Below are 17,082 nucleotides of genomic sequence, written 5' to 3' on the forward strand. Positions count from 1 at the left end.
AGATGTGTATAAGAGACAGGGCTAGAGGATTACAAGTCCACGCCCGCCGCGATCGCCTCGAGCTTGCGGATGCGCTCCTTGAGATCGGCGATCTCGATCCGCGCGCTCGCATTGGGCAGCGGTTGCGCTGGTGTCGGATCGCCGAACGCGTGGAGTTCCTGCTGCTTGAAGGCGAGCCAGCCGCGCCAGCCGGTCAGCGCGGCGCCGGTCAGCATCGCAAGCCCGGCGAGGCCGGCGGTGGCCATGGTGATGTAGAAGGTCGGGTCGGTCATCATCCCTGCTCCTGCAAAAAGGGTCATCGGTTAGGGCCGGTCGCGGAGCTTCTCGATCTCGCGATCGAGGCGGGCGCCGCTGTCGTTGTTGTCGGTGGCGAGGCGTTCGAGCACGGCGAGCCGCTCCTTCATCGCCCGCAGTTCGTCGCGCAGCCGGTCGTTCTCGGCTTGCGCTGCAGGATCGTCGCGGAAGCGGACGTCCTCGCCATGCTTGGTGTGGACCACGCCGTAGCGCGCCATCAGCACGCGGCCGAGCGTGACCACGACGATGATCGCGACGACCATTTCAAACGGGTTCATTTGGGTCACTCCTTCAAAAGGGTGGAACTGGACCGGCTTATTCGGCCGGGACGGCGGCTTCGCGAAGTTTGCGGCGGCGTGGGCGGTCGACGCTTTCGGTCGCCCAGACACCCCCCGCCGTGACGATGGCGAGCACGATAAAGAATGCGATCATGATATCCTCGGGGAGAAAGAGTTTGTTTGTAAAGAGTTAGTTGAGCGGTGCGTCGCGCAGCCGGTCGATTTCATGCGAGAGGTCGACGCCGCGGTCGGTGATGATCCGCTCGAGCACGCGGACGCGCTGTTCGAGCCGTTCGGTCTGCGCGGCATATTGCGCGGCCTTTTCGGCGACCAGCGTCGCTTCGATCTCCATGCGGCGCTCCTGATGGCGCAGCCACGGGCGGACGATGAAGATGCCGATCACGGCGCAGAGCGGGATGCAGATTGCGAAAATCGGGATGAGCAGTGCGATGGGGAAGCCCATGGCGGTATCCTTTCGGGATCAGCGCAGCGCGTCGATTTCGCGCGAGACACGCTCGGCGGGATCGGTGGCGATGCGTTCGAGCACCGCGAGGCGCTCCTCGAGCCGGCTGACCTGGCCGTGCAGCTTGTCGTTCTCGGCCTTGAGCAGGTCGGTCTGGCGGGTCAGGCTGAGATCGTCGCCGCGGTGGATCAATTCGCCCTTCTTTGTCTCGATCGGATAGCCGTGCTTGGCACGGACCCAGGTGTTCACGACCCAGGCGACGGGTCCGACCGTGATCGCCGCGACCGGGATCAAAAGTGCTAGGTTGCTCATGTGTTTTCCCCTGTTTGGCTTTGCCCCAAGCCCGGATCAGATCAGCGCAGGCTGTCGATCTCGTCGGCGAGGCGTGTGTTGCGGCTGGTGTACATCATCTCGATGTCGGCGAGGCGACGGTCGATGTCGCGGAACTTGCTGCGGACTTCGGCGGTCGAGCGCGTCGGGTTGGCGCGCACGCCCTGCCAGAACTTGGCGTCTTCGGCGCTATCGTAGAGGCCGAGCGGCTTCTTGTCGGCGACGCAGGCGATGATGATGTACGCCAGCAACACCCAGCCGCTGGTGACCAGCGTCAGCATCGCGGTGCCGACGCGGACGAGCGTCACGTCGATGCCGGTGTAATCGGCGATCCCCGAGCAGACCCCCAGCCATTTGCTGTTCTGCTTATCGAGGTAGAATTTGGTGCGGCTGGCGGACATTTCAGTTCCTCCGTGCTGGATCGTATGGGGTGGGCTCGGCGAGCGGCATGCTCGCGCGCCATTCGGGGTGATCGACGGCGATGATCCGCTCGACCGTGCCGAGGCGCTCCTCGAGCCGGCGGGCGAGCGAGTAGAGCTCGTCGAGCAGCTTCTCGTCTTCGTTGGTGATCTTGGGCGCCTGCCGCCACTTGGTGATGTAGTGCAGGATCACCCAGGGCATCCCGATGAAGAGCGTGCCGCAGACGGCGATGGGGACGAGGACGTCCTCCATCTCAGCCGTCCTTTCCGACGCGGGCCTTCATCGCGGCGAGTTCGGCCTCGACCTTCTCGGCCGACTTGAGCTCGGCGATTTCCTCGTCGAGCGTCTTGGGCGGGGCGCCGAAGCCGGCGACCTCGGCGCGGCCCTCGGCCATGTCGACACGACGCTCCATGATCTCGAAGCGGCTGAACGCGTCCTGCATCTTGGGCCCGGCGTAGAGGTCGCGCAGCTTGAAGCGGTTCTGCGCCGATTCGAGCCGCGTCGCGATCGAGTTCTGGCGGGTGCGTGCCTCGCGCAGCTTGCCGGTGAGCTTGGCGATGTCCTCTTCCGAGCTGCGCAGCGCCTCGTCGAGGACGCCGATCTCGCCGCTGAGCTGGCCGGCCATGTCGGCGGCCTTCTGCTTCTCGACGAGCGCAGCCTTGGCGAGGTCCTCGCGGCCCTTCGACAGCGCGAGCTCGGCCTTTTCGGTCCAGCTCTCCTGCAAGCTGCCGAGCTTGCTGATGTGGCGGCGCATTTCCTTCTGGTCGGCAATGGTGCGCGCGGCAGAGGCGCGGACTTCGACCAGCGTTTCCTCCATCTCGAGGATGATCATGCGGATCATCTTGGCGGGGTCTTCGGCCTTGTCGAGCAGGTCGGTGAAGTTGGCGGCGATGATGTCGCGGGTTCGGCTGAAGATGCCCATGATGTTACTCCTTCGGGGGGTACGCAGATACTGGCGAGAAAACTCAGGCGATCGTGTGGATCGCGGCAGGGGCGGCAGTGGCCGGGCCGACGGTGCCGACGATGGCGACCGACCCGATCAGGACGGTGGCGACGAGGGCGACGAAGATCTGGGCGACCGAGTTGCCCGACTTATATTCGCTGTTCATTTCGTGTCTCCTTGGCGGAAGTGCGGAGCCCCGTGGGGCGATGCCAACAGCTTTGCAGGGAGCGTGCCAGTTTTCGAAATGGCGGATTTGCGTGGGTTTGGGTGTGGTAGTTGAAAAACACACTTGCCAAGGCTTGGGATTTTACGCCAAGCGTTGGGAATGGAGCGAACGACCCAAGTGATCGGACAATCGGGCGCGTTTCTCGATGCGCTCGAACTCGCCAGCCGCGCGGCGGCGCTCGACCGGCCGGTACTCGTCATCGGCGAGCGCGGGACGGGCAAGGAACTCGTCGCCGAGCGCCTGCATCGCCTGAGCCCGCGCTGGGACCAGCCGCTCGTCATCATGAACTGCGCGGCGCTGCCCGAGACGCTGATCGAGGCCGAGTTGTTCGGGCATGAAGCGGGCGCGTTCACCGGCGCGACCAAGGCGCGGGCAGGGCGGTTCGAGGAAGCGCACCGTGGCACGCTGTTTCTCGACGAGCTCGGCACGCTATCGATGGCGGCGCAGGACCGGCTGCTGCGCGCGGTCGAATATGGCGAAGTGACGCGGATCGGGTCGTCGCGGCCGATGCGGGTCGACGTGCGGATCGTGGCGGCGACCAACGAGCATTTGCCCGACAAGGTCGCGCGGCATCAGTTTCGCGCCGATCTGCTCGACCGGTTGAGTTTCGAGGTGGTGACGTTGCCGCCGATGCGCGCGCGCGTGGACGACATTCTGGTGCTGGCCGAGCATTTCGGCCGGCGGATGGCGTCCGAGCTCGGGCGTGACCATTGGCCGGGCTTCACCAAACCGGCCGAAGCGGCGCTCGTCGCGTACCAATGGCCGGGCAACGTGCGCGAGCTGCGCAACGTGGTCGAGCGTGCGGTGTATCGCTGGGATCTGGACGGGCCGATCGACGCGATCCAGTTCGACCCGTTCCACTCGCCGCACCGGCCGGCGACAATGGTGTCGCTTGCCGAGCCCAGCGCAGTCGCACCAGCGGCACCGCCCGTCGCAGCGCCGCCGTCCGCGGCAGCCGCGGAACCGATGGATTACAAGGCGCGGCTCGCGCGCTTCGAGTGCGAGATGCTGCAGACGGCGATGGCCGAGAACCGCTTCAACCAGCGCGCGACCGCCGAGGCGCTGGGCCTCAGTTACGACCAGTTGCGCCACGCGCTGAAGCGCCACGGGCTGATTTCGGGCGCGGCGACAGAATCGGTTGCGTAACGAGCGGGCGGGACCCATTTGCCGGGCCTGACGTTTGCGTATCGAGCTTTACAGGAGAAGACCCATGGCTTTCGAACTTCCCCCGCTGCCTTATGCCTATGACGCGCTGGAGCCGACGATCTCGAAAGAGACGATGACCTTCCATCATGACAAGCATCATGCGGCTTACACGAACAAGCTCAACGAAGGCGTCGCTGCCGACCCGAAGCTCGAGGGCAAGACGATCGAGGAAATCCTCGGCATGATCTCGACGCTGCCGCCGCTCGTGCGCAACAATGGCGGCGGTTTCTGGAACCACGATTTCTTCTGGAAGATCATGGGCCCGGCCGGCTCGACCAAGCCGTCTGGCGCGCTCGCCGAGGCGATCGACGCCTATGGCGGCCTCGACAAGCTCAAGGACGATTTCAACACCAAGGGTGCGGGCCAGTTCGGTTCGGGCTGGGCGTGGGTGATCAAGGACGAGAGCGGCGCGCTGAAGGTCGTCTCGACGCCGAATCAGGACAACCCGCTGATGGACGACGCCAAGGACAAGGGCACGCCGATCCTCGCCAACGACGTGTGGGAGCATGCCTATTACCTCACCTACATGAACGACCGTCCGGGCTATCTGAAGGCGTGGTGGGACGTGGTGAACTGGGACGAAGCCGGCAAGCGGTTCGACGCGGCCTGAGCCACAGCGGCGGTTCAAACGATTGCAGTTGCACGCGGTGCAGTTGGTAGCGCGTACATTGCAGTTGCTAAGGATCCTGCTGCAGTGCACAAAGAGTGTGCCTTTCAGGCATCCTCTCCTAAAACTTTCACGGCCGGTCGAAAGACCGGCCTTTTTTTTGTTTGGGCGGCTGGTATAGCGAAATCGCTGTCGTAGCGCCGGATCAGAACACAAAAGACGGATGAGGGGCCGCCGGTCAAAACCGGCAACGGCGACACGATCGTGCGGGGGATCGAGCGAATGCGCTCTCCCCCGCGATTTGCAGGTATGGTCTAACTCTCCACGTCACCCCGGGCTTGTCCCGGGGTCTACCGTGCCGCGCGCACTTCGGGCGCAGAACGGGCATCCCGGTGGACCCCGGGACAAGCCCGGGGTGACGCTCAGGTAGCTTAATCTGCGCGAATCACTCCACTGGCGGGACGGGCGGGTCGTCCTGCGTGTTGAAGCCGTGCTTCATCAGCATCGGGACATTGGCGAAGGCGAAGATCAAGGTCAGCGGGATCACGCCCCACAGCTTGAAGCCGAGCCAGAAGGCGTAGCTGAATTCGTGGCGGACGATTTCATTGATGACCGCGAGGAAGGCGAAGAACAGCGCCCAGTTGATCGTCAGCTTGCGCCAGCCGGTCTCGTTCAAGCCGGGATAGGCAGCTTCGAGGAACAGGCTGAGCAGCGGCCGTCCGGTCACCAGGCCGAAGACCAGAATTGCCGAGAGCATCGCGTAGATGACCGTCGGCTTGATCTGGATGAATTCCTTATTGTGGAAATAGAGCGTCAGCCCGCCGAACACGAGCACCAGCGTCCCCGTCAGCCACAGCATGGGCGAGATCCGGCCCGAGCGGACGAGCGAATAGATCATCGCCGCGATGCTCGCGATCATGAACGCGGTCGTCCCCGCGATCAGTTTGACCATGTCGATTCCGGGCGTCAGGAAATTGACGAGGAAGAAGATCGCGATCGGGCCGATGTCGATCGCCAGGCGCTGCCCGGCGCCGAGCGGCTTCTTGGGGGAGGTAGGGGTCATTTGCGGACCCCTTCCACGCCGGCGATGATCCGCGCAACCTCGTTCGCGTCGAACGGGCGCAGATCGCCCATGCCCTCGCCGACGCCGATCGCGTGGATCGGCAGGCCGTATTGCTCGGCCGCCGCGACGAGCACGCCGCCGCGTGCGGTGCCGTCGAGCTTGGTCATCACGAGGCCGGTTACGCCGGCATCCTTCTTGAACACCTCGATCTGGCTGAGCGCGTTTTGCCCCGTCGTCGCGTCGAGCACGAGCAGCACGTCGTGGGGGGAATCGACGTTGAGGCGGCCGAGCACGCGGCGGATCTTCGAGAGTTCGTCCATCAGCTCGCGCTTGTTCTGCAGGCGCCCGGCGGTGTCGACGATCAGCACGTCGATGCCGGTGGCGGTCGCCTGCTTGACCGCCTCATAGACGATCCCCGCCGCGTCGCCGCCTTCTTTGCCTGAGATGATCGGCACGCCGGCGCGCTCGGCCCAGGTGGCGAGCTGGCCGATTGCGGCGGCGCGGAAGGTGTCGCCGGCGGCGAGCATCACGCCGTAATCCTGTTCCTTGAGCAGATGCGCGAGCTTGGCGATCGTCGTCGTCTTGCCCGAGCCGTTGACGCCGATCACCAAGATGACGTGCGGGCGCGGGAAGCCGGTGATCTCGAGCGGCTTGGCGACCGTATCGAGCACCTTCTCGATCTCCTCGGCGACGACGAGGCGGATGCCGAGATCCTCCATGTCGCGCTCGAACACGCCGGTCGACAGGCGGTGGCGGATGCGCGCGGCGGTTTGCGGGCCGAGGTCGGAGGCGATCAGCGCCTCCTCGATCTCGTCAAGCGTCGCGCGGTCGAGCGGGCCGGTGCCGAGCCCGGCGAGATTGCCGAGCAGCCGGTCGGAGGTGCGCTTGAACCCGCCGAGGAGTTTGTCGTGCCAAGTGGGGGTCATGCGATGATCTCTTGCAACTGCAACGGATTTTCCTTCCCCGGCGAAGGCCGGGGCCCAGGAGAAATGGCGGATGTTGGTGAGGGCTGGACTTCCCCACGGCCGTTCCACGACTGGGCCCCAGCCTGCGTCGGGGAAGCGGGGAGGGGAATGGCGCGAAGCGTGCTGCCGTTGGTGTCGATGATGCGAACGGTCTGCACCACCCCGACTGCCCGCGTGTCGAAGCGCACCTCGGCGAAACCGGGCGTATGGCCGCGATCGCCCGGTCGCTCGACCAGCACGTCCTGCGTCGTGCCGATCAGCCCGCTCAGCCACACCGCCTTGCGCCGCTCGCCAGCCGCGCGCAGCAGCGCCGCGCGCGTCTTGCGGACGGGCACGGGCACCGCCGGCATCCGTGCGGCAGGCGTGCCGTCGCGCTCCGAATAGGGGAAGATGTGCGCGTGGACCACGTCGCAATCGTCGATCAGCGCGAGCGTGTCGGCGAACATCGCATCGTCCTCGGTCGGGAAACCGGCGATCAGGTCCGCGCCGATCGTGATGTCGCCGCGCGCCGCCTTGAGGCGTTCGACCAGCGCGACGCTTTGGGCGCGCGCATGACGGCGCTTCATCCGCTTGAGGATCATGTCGTTGCCCGCCTGGAGCGAGAGGTGGACATGCGGCATCAGGCGCGGCTCCTGCGTCAGCAGCGCGAACAGGCGATCGTCGATCTCGATCCCGTCGAGCGACGACAGCCGCAGCCGTTCGAGCGCGGGAACGTGGCGGAGGATCCGCTCGACCAGCTGCCCGAGGCTCGGTGCGCCGGGGAGATCGGGGCCGTAGCTGGTGAGGTCGACGCCGGTTAGCACGATCTCGCGGTGGCCCGCATCGACCAGTCCCGCGATCCGCTCGATCACCGCGCCGGCCGGAACCGAGCGGCTGTTGCCGCGGCCGTAGGGGATCACGCAGAAGGTGCAGCGATGGTCGCAGCCGTTCTGCACCTCGACAAAGGCGCGGGCGTGCGCGGCGAAAGCGGGCGCAAGGTGCGAGGCGGTTTCGCGGACGCGGAGGATATCGCCGACGATCACCGGATCGGGGGCTGCCCACGCTTGCGCCGTCAGTTTCTCGGCGTTGCCGAGCACGCGGTCGACCTCGGGCATCGCAGCGAAGCTCGCCGGATCGATCTGCGCGGCGCATCCCGTCACCACCAACTGCGCCAGAGGCCGCTCGGCACGCGCGCGGCGGATCGCCTTGCGCGTCTCGGCGACCGCGCCGTTGGTGACGGCGCAGCTGTTGACGACGACCAGATCCCGCCCGCCAACAAGCGCGCGGATCGCTTCGCTTTCGGCGATGTTGAGGCGACAGCCGAGGGAGATGATCTGCGGTTCGGGCATTGCGTCGCGATCTAGGGGGCGTGGGGCGGTAAGTCCATGGATCGCGCGTCGCGGCGGCGGAAGGGCGGGCGCGGGAGTGGGTCGGCCTAAGGCTGGCGTCGACCTCTCCACGGGCCGCCCCACCCCCAGCCCCTCCTTTTCAGGGAGGGGGGTGAGAGGTCAGCCCGCGCGGCGTTCGTCGGGCTCGCCCGCTTCGCTCGCCGCGTTCTGCAACAAGCGCCGCTCGGCGAGCAGTCGCCGCGTGTTGGCGATGCTCGTCGGACGTCCGTAGAGATAGCCCTGGCCCTTCCCACAGCCGAGGCCGCGCAGCCGCTCCTCGACCGCGAGATCCTCGATCCCCTCAGCGGTGATCGGCAAATTGAGGCTGTCACCGAGCCGCGTGATCGCGGTGACGATCGCGGCGCTTTCGGTGTTCTCGGTCATCGACATGATGAAGCTCTTGTCGATCTTGATCCGATCGAACGGCAGCGCGCGCAAATGTGCGAGCGACGAATAGCCCGTCCCGAAATCGTCGAGCGCGAGCCGGATTCCCTGGTTCTTGAGGCTGCCGACGATCGATTGCGCGAGCGGGAGATTGTCGAACAACGCGGTCTCGGTGATCTCGATCTCGAGCCGGCTCGCCGGGAAGCCCGTCTCGGTCAGCACCTTGATGATCTTCTGTGCGAGCCATGCGTCGCGCAGCTGGCTCGGCGAGATGTTGACCGACAGCGACAGCGCCGCGTCCCAATCCTTCGCGGCAAGGAACGCCTGGCGCATCAGCGACAGCGAGAGATCGGCGATCATCCCGGTTTCCTCGGCGATCGGGATGAAGGTGTCGGGCACGATCAGCCCGCGCGTCGCATGTTCCCAGCGCGCCAGCACTTCGAACCCGCTTAGCCGGCCCGTCGTGAGGTCGATCTGCTGTTCGAAATAGGGGACGATCTCCTGGCGCGGGATCGCGTTGCGCAAGCCCACTTCGAGCTCGTTGCGCGCTTGCAGCTCGCGCTCCATCGACAGGTCGAACCAGGCGAAGCGGTTGCGGCCCGAATTCTTGGCGGCGTACATCGCGATGTCGGCCGAGCGCATCAGCGCGTCGATGCTCGCGCAATCGAAGTCCGAGCGGGAAATGCCGACCGAGACCGAAATGTGCAGCTGCAATCCCTCGATCCGGAACGGCTGGGCGAGTTGGCTGACGAGCTTTTCGGCGATCCGCTCGACGGTCGCGGGGTGCGCCGCATCGAACAGGAAGGCGCACGCGAATTCGTCGCCGCCGAAGCGCGCGGTGAGCGCGACGCTCGGCATCGCCTCGGCGATCTGCAGCGCGACCTGCTGGAGCAGCGCGTCGCCGGTCGCATGGCCGTGCATGTCGTTGACCATCTTGAAATGGTCGAGATCGAGCATCAGCAGCGCCATCGCCTTGTTGCGCGCCTGCGCCCGCACGAACATCGCGGCGCCTTCCTCGGCCAGGCTGCGGCGGTTGAGGAAGCCCGTGAGCGGATCCTTGGCGGCGAGCATCTGCGCGCGCTCCTCCGCGGCGGTGCGGATCGTCACTTCATGCGCGAGCTCGCGGTGGCGGCGCCAGCCGAACAGGATCAGCGCGACGTTGAGCAGCAGCGCGATCACCAGCGTCTGGTCGGGCCCTTCGCCGCCGTAGAAATAGCGCCGGACGGTGGTCGACAGTACCGAGCTGCCGGTCCCGACGAACAGCAGGATCGAGGCGACCGTAATCGCGCCGTTGAGGATCTCGCGGCGTTTGGGCGGGGCAGAGCTGCCCGCGTCGCTTGGTTCGCCACGTATCTCGACCGTCATAGAAAGCTGTCCACCCCACACTGAACCTGTCTCTTGTCATGACAGCCGTGTAGATCGCGTTAAGCCCGACGGTTGCGCGACGCATCGAAACGGCGTAGGGCGCGCCGATCGTTCCTGCACTGGAGCGTAAGGGCTGCCCCATGGGGCTACGCCGGCCGACGAGGTTTCGTCCGCCGGCGTTCTTTGCGTTACGGTGCGGCGGCGATGTTTTGGAAGGGTTTTTTCGGATGTTCGAGAGCCTGAGCGACCGTCTTGGCGGTGTGTTCGATCGGTTGCGGGGGCGTGGTGCGCTCACCGAGGCAGACGTGCGCGGCGCGATGCGCGAAGTGCGAGTCGCGCTGCTCGAGGCCGACGTCGCGCTGCCGGTGGCACGCGATTTCGTCGATAAGGTCACCGAACAGGCGGTCGGCCAGAACGTGCTGCGTTCGGTCACGCCTGGGCAGCAGGTCGTCAAGATCGTCAGCGATGCGCTGACCGAGATGCTCGGCGCAGAGGCCGCCGAGCTCGAACTCGGCGTGACGCCGCCGGCGATCATCATGATGGTCGGCCTGCAGGGCTCGGGTAAGACGACCAGCACGGCTAAGATCGCGCTGCGCCTCGCCAAGCGGCAGGGCAAGAAGGTCTTGATGGCGTCGCTCGACGTCAATCGCCCGAACGCGCAGGAACAGTTGGCCGTGCTCGGCACCCAGGCCGAAGTCTCGACGCTGCCGATCGTGGCGGGCCAGCAGCCGGTCGATATCGCGCGGCGCGCTGTGCAGGCGGCGAAGTTGCAGGGCTATGACGTCCTGATGCTCGACACCGCGGGTCGTCTCCACGTCGACCAGGCGCTGATGGACGAGATGCGCGCCGTCGCCGACGTCGCCAAGCCGAACGAGATCCTGCTCGTCGTCGACTCGCTGACCGGCCAGGACGCCGTCAACGTCGCGCAGAACTTCTCCGAGCAGGTTCCGCTCACCGGCATCGTGCTGACCCGGATGGACGGCGATGCGCGCGGCGGTGCGGCATTGTCGATGCGTGCCGTCACCGGCAAGCCGATCAAGTTCGCCGGCATGGGCGAAAAGCTCGACGCGCTCGAGGCGTTCGATCCAAAGCGCGTGGCCGGCCGGATCCTCGGCATGGGCGACGTGGTCGGGCTCGTCGAGCGCGCGGCCGAAGCGATCCAGGTCGAAGACGCCGAGAAGATGGCCGCCAAGATGGCCAAGGGGCAGTTCGATCTCGACGATCTGCGCGCGCAGCTCAAGCAGATGCAGCGGATGGGCGGCATCGGCGCGCTGGCGGGCATGATCCCCGGCATGGGCAAGGCCAAGGGCATGGTCGATCAGGTGGGCGGCGAGAAGGTGCTCGTTCGGATGGACGCGATCATCACCTCGATGACCGCCAAGGAGCGGCGCAAGCCCGAGCTGCTCAACGCCAAGCGCAAGATCCGCGTCGCCAAGGGCTCGGGCACGACCGTGCAGGACGTCAACAAGCTCCTGAAGATGCATCAGGAAATGGCCAACGCCATGAAGAAGATCAAGAAGATGGGCGGCCTTGCCGGCATGGCCAAGATGTTCGGCGGTGGCGGCGGCATGGGCGGCCTCGGCGGTGCGCTCGGCGGAATGGGCGGGATCGACCCGGCCAAGATGCTGAGCGGCGGCGGGGGCGGTCTTCCCGGCCTTGGCGGCGGCCAGACCAAGCTTCCCCCCGGCTTCGAGAATTTGCTCAAGAAGAAATAAGTTCAACCCGTTCAACAGATTAAAGCAAGAAGGTACTCTATCATGGCAGTCAGCATTCGTCTTTCGCGCGGCGGTTCCAAGAAGCGCCCGTATTACCGCATCGTCGTCGCCGATGCGCGCGCACCGCGCGATGGCCAGTTCATCGAGAAGATCGGCACCTACAACCCGCTCCTCGCCAAGGATGACGAGAAGCGCATCGTGCTCGACACCGAGCGTGCGACTTACTGGCTCGGCGTCGGCGCACAGCCGACCGACCGCGTCGCCCGCTTCCTCGACGTGAAGGGTGTGCGCGAGCGCGCTGCCCGCAACAACCCGAACAAGGGCAAGCCCGGCGAGAAGGCCGTCGAGCGCGTCGAAGAGCGCCAGAAGAAGCTCGACGATGCCGAGGCCGCCAAGGTCGCAGCAGCCGCCGCCGAGGAAGAAGCCAAGGTTGCAGCCGCTGCTGCTGCGGAAGAGGCCAAGGCCACTGCCGCTGCCGAGGCTGCTGAAGCCGCTGCCGCTGCCAGCCAGGCCGAGACCGAAGCTGTCGTCGCTTCGGAAGTAGAAGCCGCGACCGAAACCCCGACCCCGGAAGCCGAAGCCGTTGCTGAGGCGACCTCGGAAGAAACCCCGGCGAACGGCTGATGCAAAAGGACAACCCCGTCACGCTCGCCGTCATCATCGGCGCGCACGGCGTGACGGGGGAGGTCCGTCTCAAGGTCTTCACCGAGGATCTTGCTGCGTATACCGACTTCAACGGCGGCACGCTGTCGTTGAAGTCGGTGCGCCACGGCAGCAACGGCATGATCGCGCGGATCGCCGAAGTGACCGACCGCAATAAGGCCGAGGCCTTGCGCGGGACCGAGTTGACCGTACCGCGCTCGGCGCTGCCGCCGCTTGAGGACGGCGAATATTATCACACCGATTTGCTGGGCTTGCCTGCGGTTTCGACCACGGGCGAGGCGCTCGGCCATGTCGTCGCGATCGACGATTTCGGCGCGGGCGACGTGATCGAAATCGAACGGCCGTCCGAGGACGGCAAGCCGGGCAAGCGCTTTATGATCCCGATGAACGCCGACGCGGTGCCCGAATGGGATGCCGAAAAGCTCGTCGTCGAAGTCGGCTTTATCGTCTGAGCGGCTGTCGCTCGTCGAGCAGGTTGCGGATCGTCGTCGCGGCGACGCCCGCTTCGCCCATTGCGTGGCTGATCTGGTCGAGCCCCTTCACGACATCACCCGCCGCGAACAGGCCGGGGATCGAGGTGCGCTGGTGGTCGTCGACCTCGAGGCAGCCCTCGTCGGTTGCGTTGGCGCCCGCCGCGACCGCGAGCTTTGACCGGATCGTCGAGCCGAGCGCGGGATAAATGCTGTCGAAGCTGAGTTCGCCGTCTGGCGTGGTTACGACGATCTGGTCGCCCTCGACCTCGATCGGCGTGCAAGGCCCGTCGCGGTGGACGATGCCCGCTTCATCAAGCTTGGCGCGGCAGCTGTCGTCGAGATCGTGCGCGCCGCCGGGGGCGATCAGCGTGACGTCGCGGGTATAGCCGCGCAGGAACAGCGCCTCCTTCATGCCGTGCGTGCCCGTGCCGACGATGCCGACGCGCTTGTCGGTGACCTCATAGCCATCGCAGATCGGGCAATAGCGGATCAGGCCGCGTTCGAGCGCTGCGTCGTGCACGGCGTCGTCCATCGTCGGGCGGAGGTTGACCACACCGGTTGCCAGCAGCACCGAGCGGGTCGCAAAGCTCCGGCCTTCGACCTGCACCTCGAAATCATCGCCCTTCGGAACGATGGCGGTGACCTCGGCCTCTTCGCGCAGTGCGCCGAATTCGGCCGCCTGTTCGCGCATCAAGCGGAGCAGTTCGGTGCCCTTGATCCCGCCGGGATAGCCGGCATGGTTGTGCGTCCGCGGGATCAGCGCGGCGCGGCTGCTGCCGCAATCGAAGAGCCTGATCTTCAGATGAAAACGCGCGAGGTAGATCGCGGCGGTAAGGCCGGCGGGACCGGCGCCGATGATGATGCAATCGTCCATGGCTGCGATACGCGCGAGAGAGCAGGGCGTTCCTTGACGGGTTTGCGGAATGTATATACGCTTTGTATATACGAAGTTTGAGATGGGCGACGAATACACTGCTAAAACCTTCAAGTCCGGCAACTCGGTCGCGCTGCGATTGCCGAAGGCGTTGGGCGTGAAGGAGGGCATGGAGATGAAAGTGCGTGAGGATCGCGGCAGCTTCATCGTCGAGCCGGTCAACATCCCCAAGCGTAAGTTCAATATCGATAAGGTCTGGGGTATCGGCCAACATCTCGACCTGAAGCCCATCGCGAGCGAAGATCGCGTTTTTGAGCATCGCACCTTGCTGTCGGACGATCCTGATTGGCTTGCGCCGGTCGAACCTGAAGCGTGAAGTATCTTCTCGACAGCAATATCATCATCGCAGCGATTTCGGCATCGAGTTCTCGGTTGCGGGAGCGGATGGCGATGTGCGACGAGGATGATATGGTTACGTCGGCGATTGCCTATGCCGAGGTCGCGCATGGCGCGATGAATGGCAAGCCGCCGCCGCTTGACATTATCGACGCGTTTCTGGAGAGCATCCCGGTACTGCCGTTCGATCAGGCATCGGCTCGGATTTATGCAGCGCTTCCCTTCGTTCGGGCAAGCTACGAAAGGCTGATCGCGGCGCACGCTCTTGCTTGCAAGCTGACCATTGTCACCGGGAATGTCCGTGACTTTAAGGGTATTCCCGATCTTTGTGTCGAGGATTGGACGCTGGCATGACCTTCGCCGCGACTATCCTCACGCTCTACCCCGAGATGTTCCCCGGACCGCTTGGCCTGTCGCTCGCCGGCCGCGCGCTCGGTGAGGGCAGATGGAGCCTCGACGCGCGCAACATCCGCGATTTCGCGACCGACAAGCACAGCACGGTCGATGGCACGCCGGCGGGCGGCGGGGCGGGGATGGTGCTGCGCCCCGATATCCTCGCGGCAGCGATCGACAGCGTCCCCGCCGGGCGACCGCTGCTCGCGATGACGCCACGTGGGAGCCCGCTTACGCAGGCGCGCGTGCGCAGACTCGCCGAAGGTCCCGGCGTCACCATCCTCTGCGGGCGCTTTGAAGGCTTCGACGAACGCATCTTCGCCGCGCGCGAGATTGAGGAGGTGTCGATCGGCGACTATATCCTGTCGGGCGGCGAGATGGGCGCGCTCGTCCTGCTCGATGCTTGCATTCGGCTGCTCCCCGGCGTAATGGGCGCGGCTCACAGTGGCGTGGACGAGAGCTTTGAAACGGGGCTGCTCGAATACCCGCAGTACACCCGACCTTATGAATGGGAAGGGCGCACGATCCCCGAAGTGTTGCGATCGGGGGATCATGCGAGGATTTCGGCATGGCGCAAGCACATGGCCGAGACCGAAACACGGCTAAGGCGGCCGGATCTCTGGGAGCGCCATGAGGGTGCTCGGGTCCAGTCGCCCTCTGGCGCGCGACGAACGAAGAAGGACGCATGAGATGAATCTCATCCAGACGATCGAAGCCGAGAACATCGCGAAGTTTCTCGAGAACAAGAAGATCCCCGAATTCCGCCCCGGCGATACGCTGAAGGTCGGCGTGAAGGTGGTCGAAGGCGAGCGCACCCGCGTCCAGAACTACGAAGGCGTGTGCATCGCGCGTTCGAACAAGGGCATGGGTTCGAACTTCACCGTACGGAAGATTTCGTTCGGTGAAGGCGTCGAGCGCGTTTTCCCGCTGTATTCGCCGAACATCGACAGCATCGAAGTCGTCCGCAAGGGCGCGGTGCGGCGTGCGAAGCTGTATTACCTGCGTGGCCGCACCGGCAAGTCGGCGCGTATCGCCGAGCGTCGCGACACGCGTCCGGCCAAGACGGTCGCTGCCGCCGAGTAATCGGATCGCCAGCGCTGCAAGGCACAGGAAAGGGCGCGGGGATTTCGATCCCCGCGCCCTTTTTGTTTGTGCTTAGGCCTCGGCGCGGACCAGGGGCGCGTGGCGGTCGACCAGGATCGCGCTTGTCTGGTTCAGGCCGATCAGCTCGACGATCGTCCCGTGGCGCCGCATCTTGGTGACCAGATCCTCGAGCGTGCCGACCGCGGTCACGTCCCACAGATGCGCATGCGTCAGGTCGATGCGGACGGTCCGCGCCGTATCGCGCAGGTCGAACTGATCGGCGAAGATCTCGGCGCTGGCGAAGAACACCTGCCCCGACACGGTGTAGATGCGCGTATCGGTCGCTAGATCGAACGTGGTCTCGGCGCGCAGCAGCTTGGTCACCTTGAAGGCGAAGAACACGCCGCTGAGCAGAACGCCTACGCCGACGCCGGCGGAGAGATCGTGCGTCACCACCGTCACCACGACGGTCGCGAGCATGACGACGCCCGAGACTTTGGGATGCCGCGCCAGATCGGCGAGCGAGCTCCACGAGAAGGTGCTGATCGACACCATGATCATGATCGCCACCAGCGCCGCGACGGGCATCTGCGCGACCCACGGGCGGAGCGGCACCATGATGACGAGCAGGAACACCCCCGCCGCGAGTGTCGACAGCCGCCCGCGGCCGTCATAGCGGACGTTGCCGACGGTCTGGCCGATCATTCCGCAGCCCGCGATCCCGCCGAACAGTCCCGCCGCGACATTTGCGAGCCCGAGCCCGCTGCACTCGCGCGCCTTGGAGCTGGCGGTGTCGGTGAGATCGTCGACAACGCTCGCGGTCATCATCGATTCGAGCAGGCCGACCGCGGCCATCGCGAAGGCGTAGGGCGCGACGATGCGCAGCGTCGCCCAGTCGAGCGGGACGTTCGGCAAGGCGAACGCGGGCAAGGATGTGGGGAGCCGACCGAGATCGGCGACGGTGTGGATCGGCATCGGGAAGGCGATGCTGATCGCGGTCAGCACGACGATGCAGATCAGCGGGGAGGGGATCGCGGTCGTGATGCGCGGGAGGAGGTAGATGATCGCCAGGCCGCCCGCGATCATCGCATAGGTGTGCCAGGTGACGCTGAGCATCTGCGGCATCTGTGCCGAGAAGATCAGGATCGCGAGCGCGTTGACGAAGCCCGTCCTCACCGAGCGCGAGACGAAACGCAGCAGCACGTCGAGCTTGAGCAGCCCGAACGCAATCTGGAGCAGGCCGGCGAGCACCGTCGCGTAGAGCAGGAACTGCAGGCCGTGGCCGTGCACCAGCGCCGCCGCGACGAGCGCGACCGATCCGGCGGCGCCCGAGATCATCGCTGGGCGCCCGCCGAAAAAGGCGAGCACGATGCCGATGACGAACGAGGCGAATAGGCCGACTTCGGGGTCGATCCCGGCGACGAACGAAAAGGCGATGACTTCGGGGATCAAGGCAAAGGTGCCGACCAGACCGGCGAGGAGGTCGCGCCGGGCGCCACCGATGCCGCTGAACCATTCGGCGCGATACCGGGAAAGGGGAGAGCTGTTCATAAAAGGAGTGTCCGCAGAAATCG

At 65.6% G+C, this 17,082-nt stretch carries 22 protein-coding genes and 1 pseudogene; 9 read left to right on the top strand and 14 right to left on the bottom strand.

Translation table 11 applies throughout. The features are described 5' to 3' along the window. Positions 1 to 29: 29 nt before the first annotated feature. The 8 genes from QN347_RS07240 to QN347_RS07275 form a co-directional block, all read right to left on the bottom strand. Positions 30 to 272, bottom strand: a complete 243-nt coding sequence (locus QN347_RS07240) for a hypothetical protein (protein ID WP_133187436.1) — start codon at positions 270 to 272, stop codon at positions 30 to 32. A gap of 30 nt (positions 273 to 302) precedes the next feature. Continuing rightward, entirely contained in the window at positions 303 to 572 is a 270-nt protein-coding gene (locus QN347_RS07245) for a hypothetical protein (RefSeq protein WP_133187438.1), read from the bottom strand. Between the two features lie 190 nt (positions 573 to 762). Next, on the bottom strand, positions 763 to 1,035 hold the full coding sequence (locus QN347_RS07250) for a hypothetical protein (RefSeq protein WP_322159600.1): 273 nt from the start codon (positions 1,033 to 1,035) through the stop codon (positions 763 to 765). Positions 1,036 to 1,053: 18 nt separating this feature from the next. Next, a complete protein-coding gene (locus QN347_RS07255; protein ID WP_133187443.1) occupies positions 1,054 to 1,347 on the bottom strand; it encodes a hypothetical protein in 294 nt (97 codons plus the stop codon). A 41-nt stretch (positions 1,348 to 1,388) separates the two neighbouring features. After that, positions 1,389 to 1,766 (bottom strand): envelope stress response membrane protein PspC, encoded by a 378-nt coding sequence (gene pspC / locus QN347_RS07260; protein WP_133187445.1) that lies wholly within the window; start codon positions 1,764 to 1,766, stop codon positions 1,389 to 1,391. A gap of 1 nt (position 1,767) precedes the next feature. Next, on the bottom strand, positions 1,768 to 2,037 hold the full coding sequence (gene pspB, locus QN347_RS07265; protein WP_133187447.1) for an envelope stress response membrane protein PspB: 270 nt from the start codon (positions 2,035 to 2,037) through the stop codon (positions 1,768 to 1,770). 1 nt (position 2,038) lies between these two features. Then, a complete protein-coding gene (gene pspA / locus QN347_RS07270; RefSeq protein ID WP_322159597.1) occupies positions 2,039 to 2,707 on the bottom strand; it encodes a phage shock protein PspA in 669 nt (222 codons plus the stop codon). A 43-nt stretch (positions 2,708 to 2,750) separates the two neighbouring features. Further along, entirely contained in the window at positions 2,751 to 2,894 is a 144-nt protein-coding gene (locus QN347_RS07275; protein WP_165954450.1) for a hypothetical protein, read from the bottom strand. A 159-nt stretch (positions 2,895 to 3,053) separates the two neighbouring features. Here QN347_RS07275 and pspF point away from each other — a divergent pair, with 159 nt between their 5' ends. Continuing rightward, positions 3,054 to 4,100 carry a phage shock protein operon transcriptional activator gene (gene pspF / locus QN347_RS07280; RefSeq protein WP_322159595.1) on the top strand — a complete coding sequence of 349 codons (1,047 nt, stop codon included), beginning with the start codon at positions 3,054 to 3,056 and terminating at the stop codon, positions 4,098 to 4,100. A gap of 64 nt (positions 4,101 to 4,164) precedes the next feature. Continuing rightward, positions 4,165 to 4,770 carry a superoxide dismutase gene (locus QN347_RS07285; protein ID WP_322159593.1) on the top strand — a complete coding sequence of 202 codons (606 nt, stop codon included), beginning with the start codon at positions 4,165 to 4,167 and terminating at the stop codon, positions 4,768 to 4,770. 442 nt (positions 4,771 to 5,212) lie between these two features. Here QN347_RS07285 and QN347_RS07290 read toward each other — a convergent pair whose 3' ends face one another. The 4 genes from QN347_RS07290 to QN347_RS07305 all read right to left on the bottom strand — a co-directional run bounded on the left by QN347_RS07290 (position 5,213) and on the right by QN347_RS07305 (position 9,911). Beyond that, positions 5,213 to 5,830: an inner membrane-spanning protein YciB gene (locus QN347_RS07290; RefSeq protein ID WP_322159592.1), complete on the bottom strand. Its 618-nt coding sequence runs from the start codon at positions 5,828 to 5,830 to the stop codon at positions 5,213 to 5,215. Continuing rightward, a complete protein-coding gene (ftsY, locus tag QN347_RS07295) occupies positions 5,827 to 6,756 on the bottom strand; it encodes a signal recognition particle-docking protein FtsY (protein ID WP_133187457.1) in 930 nt (309 codons plus the stop codon). The genes QN347_RS07290 and ftsY overlap by 4 nt, the downstream gene beginning before the upstream one ends. Then, the gene (gene mtaB / locus QN347_RS07300) at positions 6,753 to 8,123 is read right to left on the bottom strand and encodes a tRNA (N(6)-L-threonylcarbamoyladenosine(37)-C(2))-methylthiotransferase MtaB (RefSeq protein WP_322159590.1); all 1,371 of its coding nucleotides are present in this window, start codon (positions 8,121 to 8,123) and stop codon (positions 6,753 to 6,755) included. Before mtaB ends, ftsY begins: the two co-directional genes overlap by 4 nt. A 159-nt stretch (positions 8,124 to 8,282) precedes the next feature. Further along, a complete protein-coding gene (locus QN347_RS07305; RefSeq protein WP_322159588.1) occupies positions 8,283 to 9,911 on the bottom strand; it encodes a putative bifunctional diguanylate cyclase/phosphodiesterase in 1,629 nt (542 codons plus the stop codon). 227 nt (positions 9,912 to 10,138) lie between these two features. Here QN347_RS07305 and ffh point away from each other — a divergent pair, with 227 nt between their 5' ends. The 3 genes and pseudogenes from ffh (at position 10,139) to rimM (ending at position 12,741) form a co-directional block, all read left to right on the top strand. Further along, positions 10,139 to 11,626: a signal recognition particle protein gene (gene ffh, locus QN347_RS07310; RefSeq protein WP_322159586.1), complete on the top strand. Its 1,488-nt coding sequence runs from the start codon at positions 10,139 to 10,141 to the stop codon at positions 11,624 to 11,626. A 42-nt stretch (positions 11,627 to 11,668) separates the two neighbouring features. Next, positions 11,669 to 12,109 (top strand): annotated as a pseudogene (gene rpsP / locus QN347_RS07315) (30S ribosomal protein S16); the annotation flags it as partial. Between the two features lie 140 nt (positions 12,110 to 12,249). Then, the gene (rimM, locus tag QN347_RS07320; protein WP_133187467.1) at positions 12,250 to 12,741 is read left to right on the top strand and encodes a ribosome maturation factor RimM; all 492 of its coding nucleotides are present in this window, start codon (positions 12,250 to 12,252) and stop codon (positions 12,739 to 12,741) included. Here rimM and QN347_RS07325 read toward each other — a convergent pair. Beyond that, positions 12,731 to 13,636, bottom strand: coding sequence for an NAD(P)/FAD-dependent oxidoreductase (locus tag QN347_RS07325; protein ID WP_322159583.1), 906 nt, complete (start codon positions 13,634 to 13,636; stop codon positions 12,731 to 12,733). The two genes, rimM and QN347_RS07325, sit on opposite strands and share 11 nt — an antisense overlap. Positions 13,637 to 13,718: 82 nt before the next feature. Here QN347_RS07325 and QN347_RS07330 point away from each other — a divergent pair, with 82 nt between their 5' ends. From QN347_RS07330 to rplS, 4 genes are read left to right on the top strand one after another with little or no spacing between them, the layout of a single operon-like run. Further along, a complete protein-coding gene (locus QN347_RS07330) occupies positions 13,719 to 14,012 on the top strand; it encodes an AbrB/MazE/SpoVT family DNA-binding domain-containing protein (RefSeq protein ID WP_206365635.1) in 294 nt (97 codons plus the stop codon). Then, complete coding sequence (locus QN347_RS07335; RefSeq protein WP_322159581.1) at positions 14,009 to 14,386, top strand: type II toxin-antitoxin system VapC family toxin; 378 nt, start codon at positions 14,009 to 14,011, stop codon at positions 14,384 to 14,386. The genes QN347_RS07330 and QN347_RS07335 overlap by 4 nt, the downstream gene beginning before the upstream one ends. Next, positions 14,383 to 15,114, top strand: a complete 732-nt coding sequence (trmD, locus tag QN347_RS07340; RefSeq protein ID WP_322159579.1) for a tRNA (guanosine(37)-N1)-methyltransferase TrmD — start codon at positions 14,383 to 14,385, stop codon at positions 15,112 to 15,114. Before QN347_RS07335 ends, trmD begins: the two co-directional genes overlap by 4 nt. Before the next feature lies 1 nt (position 15,115). Then, positions 15,116 to 15,508: a 50S ribosomal protein L19 gene (rplS, locus tag QN347_RS07345; RefSeq protein ID WP_010186138.1), complete on the top strand. Its 393-nt coding sequence runs from the start codon at positions 15,116 to 15,118 to the stop codon at positions 15,506 to 15,508. 72 nt (positions 15,509 to 15,580) lie between these two features. Here rplS and QN347_RS07350 read toward each other — a convergent pair whose 3' ends face one another. Continuing rightward, entirely contained in the window at positions 15,581 to 17,059 is a 1,479-nt protein-coding gene (locus QN347_RS07350) for a SulP family inorganic anion transporter (protein ID WP_322159577.1), read from the bottom strand. Between the last annotated feature and the right edge of the window lie 23 nt (positions 17,060 to 17,082).

The organism is Sphingomonas sp. 10B4 (genome assembly GCF_035019905.1).
Classification (GTDB): domain Bacteria; phylum Pseudomonadota; class Alphaproteobacteria; order Sphingomonadales; family Sphingomonadaceae; genus Sphingomonas; species Sphingomonas glacialis.